The 13,390-nt window shown below is 70.3% G+C and carries 11 protein-coding genes and 2 pseudogenes; 9 read left to right on the forward strand and 4 right to left on the reverse strand.

The features are described from left to right. Positions 1-136: 136 nt before the first annotated feature. Positions 137-760, reverse strand: a pseudogene (locus tag Sri02f_RS17510) (hypothetical protein); the annotation flags it as partial. A 432-nt stretch (positions 761-1,192) separates the two neighbouring features. Next, entirely contained in the window at positions 1,193-1,504 is a 312-nt protein-coding gene (locus tag Sri02f_RS17520) for a DUF397 domain-containing protein (protein WP_109002256.1), read from the reverse strand. Positions 1,505-2,010: 506 nt separating this feature from the next. Here Sri02f_RS17520 and rpsO point away from each other — a divergent pair. The 5 genes from rpsO to Sri02f_RS17545 all read left to right on the forward strand — a co-directional run bounded on the left by rpsO (position 2,011) and on the right by Sri02f_RS17545 (position 7,588). After that, a complete protein-coding gene (gene rpsO, locus Sri02f_RS17525) occupies positions 2,011-2,298 on the forward strand; it encodes a 30S ribosomal protein S15 (RefSeq protein WP_015657483.1) in 288 nt (95 codons plus the stop codon). Positions 2,299-2,696: 398 nt separating this feature from the next. Continuing rightward, positions 2,697-4,916, forward strand: coding sequence for a polyribonucleotide nucleotidyltransferase (locus tag Sri02f_RS17530; RefSeq protein WP_109002231.1), 2,220 nt, complete (start codon positions 2,697-2,699; stop codon positions 4,914-4,916). Beyond that, positions 4,913-6,292, forward strand: a complete 1,380-nt coding sequence (locus tag Sri02f_RS17535) for a M16 family metallopeptidase (protein ID WP_109002232.1) — start codon at positions 4,913-4,915, stop codon at positions 6,290-6,292. Before Sri02f_RS17530 ends, Sri02f_RS17535 begins: the two co-directional genes overlap by 4 nt. Positions 6,293-6,367: 75 nt before the next feature. Further along, a complete protein-coding gene (gene dapB, locus Sri02f_RS17540; RefSeq protein ID WP_109002233.1) occupies positions 6,368-7,120 on the forward strand; it encodes a 4-hydroxy-tetrahydrodipicolinate reductase in 753 nt (250 codons plus the stop codon). A gap of 12 nt (positions 7,121-7,132) precedes the next feature. Then, positions 7,133-7,588, forward strand: coding sequence for a tetratricopeptide repeat protein (locus Sri02f_RS17545; protein WP_109002234.1), 456 nt, complete (start codon positions 7,133-7,135; stop codon positions 7,586-7,588). Positions 7,589-7,720: 132 nt separating this feature from the next. Here Sri02f_RS17545 and Sri02f_RS17550 read toward each other — a convergent pair whose 3' ends face one another. Together Sri02f_RS17550 and Sri02f_RS17555 are read right to left on the reverse strand one after the other, a co-directional pair. Further along, positions 7,721-8,272 (reverse strand): SCO5741 family PH domain-containing membrane protein, encoded by a 552-nt coding sequence (locus Sri02f_RS17550; protein ID WP_109002235.1) that lies wholly within the window; start codon positions 8,270-8,272, stop codon positions 7,721-7,723. Between the two features lie 101 nt (positions 8,273-8,373). Then, positions 8,374-8,610, reverse strand: coding sequence for a hypothetical protein (locus tag Sri02f_RS17555; RefSeq protein ID WP_109002236.1), 237 nt, complete (start codon positions 8,608-8,610; stop codon positions 8,374-8,376). A 203-nt stretch (positions 8,611-8,813) separates the two neighbouring features. Between Sri02f_RS17555 and Sri02f_RS42825 the strand changes: the two are divergent. The 4 genes and pseudogenes from Sri02f_RS42825 to Sri02f_RS17570 all read left to right on the forward strand — a co-directional run. Continuing rightward, positions 8,814-9,101: pseudogene (locus Sri02f_RS42825) on the forward strand (FAD-dependent thymidylate synthase); the annotation flags it as partial. Between the two features lie 18 nt (positions 9,102-9,119). Further along, positions 9,120-10,310, forward strand: a complete 1,191-nt coding sequence (gene thyX / locus Sri02f_RS44085; protein ID WP_373865104.1) for an FAD-dependent thymidylate synthase — start codon at positions 9,120-9,122, stop codon at positions 10,308-10,310. Positions 10,311-10,514: 204 nt separating this feature from the next. After that, complete coding sequence (gene dapA, locus Sri02f_RS17565) at positions 10,515-11,414, forward strand: 4-hydroxy-tetrahydrodipicolinate synthase (RefSeq protein ID WP_109002238.1); 900 nt, start codon at positions 10,515-10,517, stop codon at positions 11,412-11,414. A 128-nt stretch (positions 11,415-11,542) separates the two neighbouring features. Next, positions 11,543-13,228 (forward strand): ribonuclease J, encoded by a 1,686-nt coding sequence (locus tag Sri02f_RS17570; protein WP_109002239.1) that lies wholly within the window; start codon positions 11,543-11,545, stop codon positions 13,226-13,228. Positions 13,229-13,390 lie beyond the last annotated feature (162 nt).

Raw genomic sequence — 13,390 nt, forward strand, 5'->3', positions numbered from 1 at the left:
CTCCGCGACCACGCCGGTGACTCCACGACGAAGCCGCCGCTGTTCGTCACGTCACTCAACAAACCGGCCAAAAGGCCGCAACTGCCGCACGAGGTACGGGAGCAGGCGTCCGAGGCGCCGGTGCCGCCTCGGTTCGGTCCATGCGACGGAGCGTGCCCAGCAACCCGGTCGCCGCATCCTTGGGCTGCGTCATCACGTACTGCCGGTCACGGTCGGCGCATCCCAGGGTGAAACCGTCGGCGAGCGTGGGAAGCGCCTCCACGTCCCCCCGGGGCAGCGTCAACGCGCGGCCCAGCTACGCGGCTTCGTCGGGCGGGATCCGCCGCACGCCGACCAGCCCGGCCTGCCGAATCAGACGCGGGGCGACCGGACCGAGATGCGGCAGCAGCGTCAGCACGGCCTGCCAGGGCCGGAGGCGACGCGTCCACGTGGGGGGCGCATCCCGCAGTCCCGCACCACCAGCACCGGCGTGCCCCGCGCGCCGGTCGCCGCGGCCCTGAGCGCCGGCACCTGCGCCGTCCACAGCCCCCCCGATCAGGACGACGTCGTACACCGTGGGCCGGTTGAGCCCCAGCACGGCGGGCCGCCCCTCGACGTCGAGCCCGCCGACGACACCGTCGTCCCCGATGGGCAGGGCGCGCGCGCCCTCCGACCGGCCGGAACCGGCGCGCCGTCCGAGCCGTTCCGCGCGCCGGGACCCGGGGTCGCCCCTGGCGTCGGGCCGTCGTCGCGCGCCTCCGAGAGGCAGGGCGGCGAGCATCCCGGGCAGCTGCTCGCGGCCCAGCCGGGCGAGCCCGGCACCCCCGTGGCGAGCGGCGTCCTCCAACGCGCGCCACGCCGCCGTCAGTTCGTCGGCGCGGCGCCAGGTCACCCGCGGAGGACCGCTGAGCGAGACCTCGTTGCGCGCCCCCACGTGAGCGTCAGGCGGAAAAGATGGTGGCGAGCGCCGGTATCGCGCTGACGAGCGCCAGGAACTGCGGCAGCGACGGCGCCCTGCGCCCGCCGGGCTCAGGCCGGCGGCGGATCCCCTGCACGGACGCCGAACGCATCGCCGCCCAGGCCGGGTGCGGCCGCGAGACGCTGCTTGGGCTGCTGGGCGGCGCGGCCGGGGTCGTCGTCGGCGCGGTCGCCGTGCTCGGCTTCTCGGACGTTGACCGCCGTCCCTCGTCGTCGGACCCCGGCCGCCCCGCCGTCACCCCCCGTCGCCCGGCGCCGGCTCCAGGTCGAACTCGCCGTCGCGGGCGCCCAGCACGAAGGCCCGCCATTCCGCCTCGGTGTAGCGCAGCACCGTCTCCGGGTCGAGCGACGACCGCATCGCCACGGCGCCCTCGGGCAGATGCGCGATCTCGACGCGCTCCTCGTGCTCCTCCGTGCCCGGTGCGCACTGCCACTCGACGCCGGAGATGTCGAGCGCGTAGAGCTCGTCCCGCTCCCGGTCCTTGCGCGCCCGCACCGCCCTGTCCTCGGCGTTCCCGGCGTTCCCGGTGTTCTCGGCGTCGGCCATGTCATCGGCCATGATCGGCTCCGCCCCTTCCCTCTGTTCCCGCTGTGCCAACGAGCTGTGGCGTCACCCTACTTGTCGCAGTTCTCCCAGCTCAGAGGTTCCTCCGTTACGTTCCCGCCCGGCCTCGCGGCCCGTACACTGCCCCCACTCGCCGGATGCGGACAGACGCCCGCGCCGCCCCCCGCCGGAGCGCGGCCCGCCCGCCCCCGCCCGGCCGAGCGCCGCGCGGCCGACGGCCCCCCGCCGGACTGCCGTCCCGCACCGCCGCCCCGCACCGTCGGACCGCGGCCCGGTCGCCCGCCGTGCATCCCGGACAAGCCCGGCGCACCGGCCTGATACCCTGGTCTTCGGCCGTTTGTGTACGCACCCCCGGAAGCGCCCTCAGGCACCGCCTGAAGGTTCTGGAGGTCGCGCTCAGCGGATCCCCGCCTCCCGAGTAACGGAAGCTCCCCCGAGACACAGACCGGGGGCACTCGGTGGCCTGAAAAAGACTACGAGGAGTACGCGTGCCGCTCGACGCCGCTACGAAGAAGCAGATCATCAGCGAGTTCGGCCAGAAGGAGGGCGACACCGGCTCTCCCGAGGTCCAGGTCGCCATGCTGTCGCGCCGGATCTCGGACCTGACCGAGCACCTCAAGACGCACAAGCACGACCACCACTCCCGTCGTGGTCTGCTGATCCTGGTCGGTCAGCGTCGCCGCCTGCTGCAGTACCTCGCCAAGAAGGACATCCAGCGCTTCCGTGCGCTGGTCGACCGCCTCGGCATCCGCCGCGGTGCGGCGGGCGCCAAGTAGGACGCCGTGAGGGGAGCGGTTCCCGGCAGCATCGGGACCGCTCCCTTTTGCTGTACGCGGCGTGCGCTCCACGGAGCGGCACGCACCCCGGCCGGGCCCGTCGTGCGCCCTGCCGGTCGCGGAAACGTGCGGAGTGTCTCCCACGCTTTGTAGTGTGGTAGCACAACGCACGACGTACGACACAGCGTGATGACGTGCACTCGCTGCGGGTGAACGTCACCACGCACACCGAACGAGGAGAAGCGCACCGCACCGCCGCCGGTCCTCGGTAGTGGCCCCCGGGACAGAGAACCCCGGGTGCTTCGATCGAAGACCGGCCCGCACCGAACGGCGCGCTTCTCCGCAACCGTCCCCCTGCCACACGGGCAGCGAGGGACGAAGACGAGGAGAATTCACTAGTGGAGAACGAGACCCACTACGCCGAGGCCGTGATCGACAACGGCACCTTCGGCACCCGCACCATCCGCTTCGAGACGGGCCGCCTGGCCAAGCAGGCCGCCGGCTCCGCCGTGGCGTACCTGGACGACGACACCATGGTGCTGTCGGCCACCACCGCCTCCAAGAACCCCAAGGACCAGCTCGACTTCTTCCCCCTCACGGTGGACGTCGAGGAGCGGATGTACGCCGCCGGCAAGATCCCCGGCAGCTTCTTCCGCCGTGAGGGCCGTCCCTCCGAGGACGCCATCCTCACCTGCCGGCTGATCGACCGCCCGCTGCGCCCGTCCTTCAAGAAGGGCCTGCGCAACGAGATCCAGGTCGTCGCCACGATCATGGCGCTCAACCCCGACCACCTGTACGACGTCGTGGCGATCAACGCCGCCTCCGCGTCCACGCAGCTGGCCGGCCTGCCCTTCTCCGGCCCGATCGGCGGCGTCCGCGTCGCGCTGATCAACGGCCAGTGGGTCGCGTTCCCGACGCACACCGAGCTCGAGGACGCCGTCTTCGACATGGTCGTCGCCGGTCGCGTCCTGGAGGACGGCGACGTCGCGATCATGATGGTCGAGGCCGAGGCCACCGAGAAGACCATCACGCTGGTCGCGGGCGGCGCCGAGGCGCCGACCGAGGAGGTCGTCGCCTCCGGTCTGGACGCCGCGAAGCCCTTCATCAAGGTGCTCTGCAAGGCCCAGGCCGACCTCGCCGCGAAGGCCGCCAAGCCGACCGGCGAGTTCCCGGTCTTCCTCGACTACCAGGACGACATCCTGGAGGCGCTGTCCGCCGCCGTCCGCCCGGAGCTCGCCTCCGCGCTGACCATCGCGGGCAAGCAGGACCGCGAGGCCGAGCTGGACCGCGTCAAGGCGCTCGCCGCCGAGAAGCTCCTGCCGGAGTTCGAGGGCCGCGAGAAGGAGATCTCCGCCGCGTACCGCTCGCTCACCAAGCAGCTGGTCCGCGAGCGCGTGATCAAGGAGAAGAAGCGCATCGACGGCCGCGGCGTCACGGACATCCGTACGCTCGCCGCCGAGGTGGAGGCCATCCCGCGCGTGCACGGCTCGGCGCTGTTCGAGCGTGGCGAGACCCAGATCCTGGGCGTCACCACCCTCAACATGCTCCGCATGGAGCAGCAGCTGGACACCCTCTCCCCGGTGACCCGCAAGCGCTACATGCACAACTACAACTTCCCGCCGTACTCGGTCGGCGAGACCGGCCGCGTCGGCTCCCCGAAGCGCCGCGAGATCGGCCACGGCGCTCTCGCCGAGCGCGCCATCGTGCCGGTCCTGCCGACGCGCGAGGAGTTCCCCTACGCGATCCGTCAGGTGTCCGAGGCCCTCGGCTCCAACGGCTCGACGTCGATGGGCTCGGTCTGCGCCTCCACCATGTCGCTGCTGAACGCCGGTGTGCCCCTCAAGGCCCCCGTCGCCGGCATCGCCATGGGCCTGATCTCCCAGGAGATCAACGGCGAGACGCACTACGTCGCCCTCACCGACATCCTCGGTGCGGAGGACGCCTTCGGCGACATGGACTTCAAGGTCGCCGGCACCAAGGAGTTCGTCACCGCCCTCCAGCTCGACACCAAGCTGGACGGCATCCCGGCCTCCGTCCTGGCCGCGGCCCTCAAGCAGGCCCGCGACGCCCGCCTCCACATCCTCGACGTGATGATGGAAGCGATCGACACGCCGGACGAGATGTCCCCCAACGCCCCGCGGATCATCACCGTCAAGATCCCGGTGGACAAGATCGGTGAGGTCATCGGCCCGAAGGGCAAGATGATCAACCAGATCCAGGAGGACACCGGCGCCGAGATCACGATCGAGGACGACGGCACCATCTACATCGGTGCCCAGGTCGGCTCGCAGGCCGAGGCCGCCCGCGCCACGATCAACGGCATCGCCAACCCGACCATGCCGGAGGTCGGCGAGCGCTACCTGGGCACGGTCGTCAAGACCACCACCTTCGGTGCGTTCGTGTCGCTGCTCCCGGGCAAGGACGGTCTGCTGCACATCTCGCAGATCCGTAAGCTCGCCGGCGGCAAGCGCGTGGAGAACGTCGAGGACGTGCTCGGTGTGGGCTCCAAGGTCCAGGTCGAGATCGCCGAGATCGACTCGCGCGGCAAGCTCTCCCTGATCCCCGTGATCGAGGGCGAGGAAGCTGCTGAGGACACGAAGGACGACTCCGACAAGTGACGTCGAGTAGCTCCCAGGCGACGGCCCGCACCTCTTCGGAGGCGCGGGCCGTCGCCCGTACCCAAACCCTGATCAAGGGCACGGCCGGCATCGGCGTCGTCCGCAAGACCACCCTCCCGGGCGGCCTGCGCATCGTCACCGAGACCCTCCCCTCGGTCCGCTCCGCCACCTTCGGCATCTGGGCGCACGTCGGCTCCCGCGACGAGACGCCGTCCCTGAACGGCGCCACCCACTACCTGGAGCACCTCCTCTTCAAGGGGACGCACCGCAGGTCCGCGCTGGACATCTCCTCCGCCATAGACGCGGTCGGCGGCGAGATGAACGCGTTCACGGCGAAGGAGTACACGTGCTACTACGCGCGCGTGCTCGACACCGACCTGCCGCTCGCCATCGACGTCGTCTGCGACATGCTGACGGGCTCCCTGATCCGTGAGGAGGACGTCAACGTCGAGCGCGGCGCGATCCTCGAAGAGATCGCCATGACCGACGACGACCCCGGCGACTGCGTGCACGACCTGTTCGCGCAGACGATGTTCGGGGACACCGCCCTGGGCCGCCCGGTCCTCGGCACCGTCGACACCGTCAACGCCCTCACCGCCGACCGCATCCGCCGCTTCTACAAGAAGCACTACGACCCCACCCACCTGGTGGTCGCGGCCGCGGGCAACATCGACCACAACAAGGTCGTGCGCCAGGTCCGCGCGGCCTTCGAGAAGGCGGGCGCCTTCAGAAACGCCGACGCCGCGCCCGTCGCCCCCCGCGACGGCCGGCGGGCGATCCGCACCTCGGGCCGCGTCGAGCTGATCGGCCGCAAGACGGAACAGGCGCACGTCGTCCTCGGCATGCCCGGCCTGGCCCGCACGGACGACCGCCGCTGGGCGCTCGGCGTGCTGAACACGGCCCTGGGCGGCGGCATGTCCTCCCGCCTCTTCCAGGAGGTCCGCGAGAAGCGCGGTCTGGCCTACAGCGTGTACTCGTACACCTCGGGCTTCGCCGACTGCGGTCTCTTCGGCGTGTACGCGGGCTGCAGGCCCTCGCAGGTGCACGACGTCCTGAAGATCTGCCGCGACGAACTCGACCAGGTCGCCGAGCACGGTCTGTCCGACGAGGAGATCGGCCGCGCCATCGGCCAGGTGAGGGGCTCCACGGTCCTCGGCCTGGAGGACACCGGCGCGCTCATGAACCGCATCGGCAAGAGCGAGCTGTGCTGGGGCGAGCAGATGTCGGTCGACGACATGCTCGCCCGGATAGCCGCCGTGACCCCGGACGACGTCCGTTCGGTGGCCCGCGACATCCTGGGACGACGGCCGTCGCTGTCGGTCATCGGCCCGCTCAAGGACAAGCAGGCCGCCCGCCTGCACGACGCGGTCGCCTGACCCGGCCGGGTCCGCGGGAAGCCCCACCACCTCCGAACCACCTCCGGTAAGCATCTTCGGTAAGGAAGCACAGAGATGAGCAAGCTGCGCGTGGCCGTCCTCGGCGCCAACGGCCGGATCGGCTCCGAGGCGGTACGGGCGGTCGAGGCCGCCGAGGACATGGAACTGGTGGCAGCCCTCGGCCGCGGCGACACCCTGGAGACGCTGACGGAGGCCGGCGCCCAGGTCGCCGTCGAGCTGACCACCCCGGCCTCGGTCATGGACAACCTCGAGTTCTGCGTGGGGCACGGCGTCCACGCCGTGGTCGGCACCACCGGCTGGACCGACGAACGCCTCGCACAGCTGAACGGCTGGCTGGCCGCGTCCCCGCAGACGGGCGTGCTCATCGCGCCCAACTTCTCCATCGGGGCCGTCCTCACGATGAAGTTCGCGCAGATCGCCGCGCCCTACTTCGAGTCCGTCGAGGTCGTGGAGCTGCACCACCCGAAGAAGGTGGACGCCCCCTCCGGCACCGCCACGCGCACCGCCCAGCTCATCGCCGAGGCCCGCCGCAAGGCGGGCACCGCCCCGGCGCCGGACGCCACCGAGACGGGCCTGGAAGGGGCGCGCGGCGCGAACGTGGACGGGATCCCCGTCCACGCCGTCCGGCTGCGCGGTCTGCTGGCCCACCAGGAGGTCCTGCTGGGCGGCGAGGGCGAGACCCTCACCGTCCGCCACGACTCGCTGCACCACAGCAGCTTCATGCCGGGCATCCTGCTGGGCGCCCGCAGGGTGGTGTCGACGCCGGGCCTCACCTTCGGCCTGGAACACTTCCTCGACCTGAACTGAGTCCCTGACGTCATGCGCGCGAAGATCTCCTACGCCCTCACGGCCGCCGTCCTGGTCTTCTACTTCGTCCTGGTCGGCAGCCGCGGCGTCATGCTCATCCAGTCCGGCACGCTCCTGACCGTCACCTTCGGGGTGGCGGTGCTGATCCTGCCGGTCATCGGCGTCTGGTTCCTGTGGAAGAACACCCAGTTCGTCCGCCGGGCCAACGCCCTCGCCGCCGAACTCGACGCCGAGGGCGGCCTGCCCGTCGACGAACTGCGGCGCACCCCCGGCGGCCGCGTCGACCGCGACTCGGCCGACGAGGTCTTCGCCCGGCGCAAGACCGAGACCGAGGCCGCCCCCGGGGACTGGCGCACCTGGTTCCGTCTCGCCGTCGCCTACCACGACGCCCGCGACACCCCCAGGGCCCGCAAGGCGATGCAGCGGGCGATCGCCCTCCACGACGGCAAGCCGGTCCGGACCGCCTGAGCCGCACGCCTGCGCGGCCGCTTCCACCATCCCGTTCGGACACGGGGCCGCCCGGCCCGCCCGCATGCAGGGGGAAGGGGCCGGTCCACGACACCGTGGACCGGCCCCTTCCCCCTGCATGCCCGCGCGGAGTCAGCCGCGCCGGTTCTCCGACGCCCACGCCTCGACGGCGTCGGCCGCCCGGTCGAACGCCTCGGGACGCGCCAGGAAGTCCGCACCGTGCGTGGTCAGCAGCGGCGCCGCCTCGGCGGGCCGCTCCCGCCGGACGAGGGTCAGCGCTTCGCCCTGGACCGTCCGCGGCAGCCCTAGCCAGCGCACCGGCTGCTGGACGGTCCGCACGGCCAGGATCCGCTCCCACGGCAGCGTGCGCGTGCGGAGGAAACCCACATGGCGCAGTCCGCGGTCGCTCACCCACACCCCCACCCGCAGCAGGCGCAGAGCCGCGGCGATCACGACCAGCGAGCAGCCGAAGACCGTGCCCGCCTCGGACACCGATCCGGTCAGAGCGATGATGACGGCCGCGAACAGCACGTACGAGGCGAGCAGCAGCGCCAACGCGGCCGCACCGACCCGCCAGGGCCCGGGCCGGTAGGGGCGCCGCCAGCGGTCGCGGTCGTCGAAGGGCAACGCGACGTCGTCCGCTGCCTCGAATGCGCGGTCGGCCGTCAGGAAGGGCAGGGGCACGGCTGGTCCTCACTCGTCCATGCGTGGGCTGTGCCCGGTGAGGCTATCCGGCTGTGTCCCGGCTCACCACCTTCGGGGGCCGGATGGCGTCGGCGTGGTGTTCAGCGGCCCTGGGACGCCTGCGACTGCGGTCCCTGCGCGGGCTGGTTCTGGCTCAGCGCCGGCATCCCGATGACCACCGAGCCCACCAGCGCGGCCATGATGGTGAGCCCCAGCAGGCAACGCCCGGCTATCTGGCTCACCGAGGACCGTTCGGGGGGCGGGGGAGTGACATTGCTCCGGAACCTGTCGGTCTCGGCGACAAAGGCGAAGGGTACGGGCTCGCGCCGGCGGAACATGGTGGGTACTTCCTCCCGAGAGAAGTCGCGTGGACGCTGCCGAGGGGACCGCGTCACTGGTTCAGACGAGCGAGTGCCCGAAAACGTGCCCAATATCAGCAGACGTCCCGCACGAATCCCGCGGCACGCCGACGGAAGCCCGGCTCGGCTGCCCCCGTAGAGTTGTCGCCGCTCAGAAGACGCGATGGAAGGACCCCCGTACCGTGACCGACAGCCCCGCCGACCTCAAGCCCGGCTTCCGCAGCGACGTCACCGTCGAGCTGGTCAAGCACACCGCGTCCGACGCGGACGTGCTCTTCGCCGCCCGCGTCTCGACCGTCGGCGAGCACTCCCTGGACGAACTGGGCAAGGACCCGGAACGCTCCAAGGGCCTGATCAACTACCTGATGCGGGACCGGCACGGCAGCCCGTTCGAGCACAACTCGATGACCTTCTTCATCAGTGCCCCGATCTTCGTGTTCCGCGAGTTCATGCGGCACAGGGTGGGCTGGTGCCTGCCGGGGGACGCCATGATTCGTGTCGGCACCAGCAAGAACGGCAAAGCCAAACGCATCGCGGACATCCATCGGGACTGGAAGATCGGTGTGCCCGATTCCCTGGGGCGTACGCGCAGGCTGAAGTCCTGCCAGAACCTCCTGACCGACACCGTCAACCTGGAGACCGGGTTGGCGGAGAAGGCGCCGATGGTCGACGTGTTCGAGTCCGGCGTGAAGCCGATCCTCAAGGTGTCGACAACGAACGGCAAGGCTCTGCGGTGCACAGCAGACCACCGTGTGTGGACGCCCGATGGCTGGGTGCGCGCCGGCGACCTGCGGGTCGGCGACCGGATCGGGCGGCTGGGCCGCGTGGGGGTCGGCGAGCGGGTAGGCATCCCGAAGCGCCTGCGCGAGGGGATCCAGATCTGGACCACCGAGCAGCGGTCCGATCTCGTTGCGCCCATGGACCTCTGCTACATCTGCGACGAGAAGTTCGAGGCCAAGGACCTGGAGCTGGATCACGTCATCCCGGTGGATGCCGACCTGACCAAGGCGCTCGACGTCTCAAATCTGCGACCGGCCTGCAAGTCGTGTCACCAGCGCAAGACCAACGGCGAGGGCGTGCCGATCGGAGTGCGCCGCCGCGCCCTCCAGAACGGCGTGCGCTGGGAGGTCGTGGTCTCCGTCGTCCCTGACGGGGAGGAGATGACCTACGACATCTCCATGCCTCCGCCGCACCACAACTTCATCGCTGACGGTTTTGTCGTACACAACTCGTACAACGAGGAGTCCGGGCGTTACCGCGAGCTCCAGCCGGTCTTCTACGTTCCCGGCGAGGACCGCAAACTCGTTCAGCAGGGCCGTCCCGGCAAGTACGTCTTCGTCGAGGGCACGCAGGACCAGCAGGAGCTGGTGAACCGCACCATGGAGGACTCCTACCGCCAGGCCTACGAGGCCTACCAGGAGATGCTCGCCGCCGGCGTCGCCCGCGAGGTCGCCCGCGCGGTCCTGCCGGTGGGTCTCTTCTCCTCGATGTACGCCACCTGCAACGCCCGCTCGCTGATGCACTTCCTCGGTCTGCGCACCCAGCACGAGCTGGCGAAGGTCCCCTCGTTCCCGCAGCGGGAGATCGAGATGGTGGGCGAGAGGATGGAGGCCGAGTGGGCCAAGCTCATGCCCCTCACCTACGCCGCCTTCAACGCCAACGGTCGCGTCGCCCCGTAAGGGACACGGCCACGGAGACGTATGTACGGATCATCCGTGCGAAGTGTCCGTATTGCGGCATTTGGAGAAGTTCATCTAGCCTGATCAAACGGACCCGGCACTGCTTGAACCCCCGAGCAGGCAGTGCCGGGCTCCGCACTTGTCATGACTGTCCGTACCCCCCGTGGGCAGACCCCACCGTGAGCAACGAGTAGCGTGTTCCCCATGGCTCCGACCTCCACTCCGCAGACCCCCTTCGGGCGGGTCCTCACCGCCATGGTCACGCCGTTCACGGCGGACGGCGCACTCGACCTCGACGGCGCACAGCGGCTCGCCACCCACCTGGTGGACGCAGGCAACGACGGCCTGATCGTCAACGGCACCACGGGCGAGTCCCCCACCACCAGTGACGCGGAGAAATCGGACCTGGTACGAGCCGTCCTGGAGGCCGTCGGAGACCGCGCCCACGTCGTCGCGGGAGTCGGCACCAACGACACCCGCCACAGCGTCGAGCTGGCCCGGACGGCGGAGAAGAGGGGCGCGCACGGCCTCCTGGTCGTCACCCCGTACTACAACAAGCCCCCGCAGGAAGGCCTGCACCGGCACTTCACGACCGTCGCGGACGCCACCGGACTGCCGGCGATGCTCTACGACATCCCCGGCCGCAGCGGCGTCCCGATCAGCACCGAGACGCTGGTCCGCCTCGCCGAGCACCCCCGGATCGTCGCCAACAAGGACGCCAAGGGCGACCTGGGCCGCGCGAGCTGGGCCATCGCGCGCTCCGGCCTCGCCTGGTACTCCGGCGACGACATGCTGAACCTGCCGCTGCTCTCCGTGGGCGCGGTCGGCTTCGTCTCGGTGGTCGGCCACGTGGTCACCCCGGACCTGCGCGCCCTCGTCGAGGCGTTCACCGCCGGCGACGTGCAGAAGGCCACCGAGATCCACCAGAAGCTGCTGCCCGTCTACACGGGTATGTTCCGCACCCAGGGCGTCATGACGACCAAGGCGGCGCTCGCGCTCCAGGGCCTGCCCGCCGGACCGCTGCGCTCGCCCATGGTCGAGTGCTCGCCCGAAGAGATCGAGCAGCTCAAGATCGATCTTGCCGCGGGCGGGGTACAGCTCTGACAACGGACTTCACAACTGAATAGGCAGGCCACCGGTGCCTGCAATCCACCACGACAACTGCTTCTGCACGAACGTCATGCGCGCCACGTGCCCACCGGTACGTGGCGCGCGTGTTTGAGGAGAGTCTTTTGAGTCATCCGCATCCGCAACTCGCCCCGCCCCCGCCACTGCCGGAGGGCGGCCTGCGGGTCACCCCGCTCGGCGGTCTCGGTGAGATCGGCCGGAACATGACGGTCTTCGAGTTCGGCGGCCGCCTGTTGATCGTCGACTGCGGAGTGCTCTTCCCCGAGGAGGAGCAGCCCGGAATCGACCTGATCCTGCCGGACTTCACGTCCATCAGGAACCGCCTCGACGACATCGAGGGCATCGTCCTCACCCACGGCCACGAGGACCACATCGGCGCCGTCCCGTACCTCCTCCGGGAGAAGCCGGACATCCCGTTGATCGGCTCCAAGCTGACCCTCGCGCTGATCGAGGCCAAGCTCCAGGAGCACCGGATCCGCCCGTACACCCTCGAGGTCGCGGAGGGGCACCGGGAGCGTATCGGCCCGTTCGACTGCGAGTTCATCGCCGTCAACCACTCCATCCCGGACGCGCTGGCGGTCGCCATCCGCACACCGGCCGGCATGGCGGTCCACACGGGCGACTTCAAGATGGACCAGCTGCCGCTGGACGGCCGCCTCACCGACCTGCACGCGTTCGCGCGTCTGAGCGAGGAGGGCATCGACCTCCTCCTCTCCGACTCGACGAACGCCGAGGTCCCGGGCTTCGTGCCGCCCGAGCGGGACATCTCCAACGTCCTGCGCACGGTCTTCGGGAACGCCCGCAAGCGGATCATCGTGGCCAGCTTCGCCAGCCACGTCCACCGCATCCAGCAGATCCTCGACACCGCGCACGAGTACGGCCGCAGGGTCGCCTTCGTGGGCCGCTCGATGGTCCGCAACATGGGCATCGCCCGCGACCTCGGCTATCTCAAGGTCCCGCCGGGCCTGGTCGTAGACGTCAAGACGCTGGACGACCTCCCCGACCACGAGGTCGTCCTGGTCTGCACGGGGTCCCAGGGCGAGCCGATGGCGGCCCTGTCCCGCATGGCCAACCGCGATCACCAGATCCGCATCGTCCCCGGCGACACGGTGATCCTGGCCTCCTCGCTCATCCCCGGCAACGAGAACGCGGTCTACCGCGTGATCAACGGCCTCACCCGCTGGGGGGCGAACGTCATCCACAAGGGCAACGCCAAGGTGCACGTCTCGGGCCACGCGTCCGCGGGCGAGCTCCTGTACTTCTACAACATCTGTCGTCCGAAGAACCTGATGCCGGTCCACGGCGAATGGCGTCATCTGCGCGCCAACGCCGAGTTGGGAGCGCTGACCGGCGTCCCGCACGACCGCATCGTCATCGCGGAGGACGGCGTGGTCGTCGACCTCGTCGAGGGCAAGGCCAAGATCTCCGGCAAGGTCCAGGCGGGCTATGTGTACGTCGACGGACTCTCGGTCGGCGACGTGGGCGAGCCGGCTCTCAAGGACCGGAAGATCCTCGGGGACGAGGGCATCATCTCGGTCTTCGTCGTCGTGGACTCGTCCACCGGCAAGATCACGGGCGGCCCCCACATCCAGGCCCGCGGCTCGGGCATCGAGGACTCGGCCTTCTCGGCCGTCGCCCCGAAGATCGCCGAGGTCCTGGAACGCTCGGCCCAGGACGGCGTCGTGGAGCCCCATCAGCTGCAGCAGCTCATCCGCCGCACGCTGGGCAAGTGGGTCTCCGACACCTATCGCCGCAGGCCGATGATCCTCCCGGTGGTGGTCGAGGTCTGACCCGCGCACGGCCCGCCGTACGCGTGAACCCGGAGCGGGGCTCCCCGATTTGCATCGGGCAGCCCCGCTCCAGTACGTTTACGGCTCCGCCCGAGCGGGAACGGCACGACGCCTTGAGCGTCGGGACGGTCCCAGGAGGGGCCGGGAAAACCGACTCAGAAC

Source organism: Streptomyces rishiriensis (assembly GCF_003112535.1).
GTDB lineage: Bacteria > Actinomycetota > Actinomycetes > Streptomycetales > Streptomycetaceae > Streptomyces > Streptomyces rishiriensis.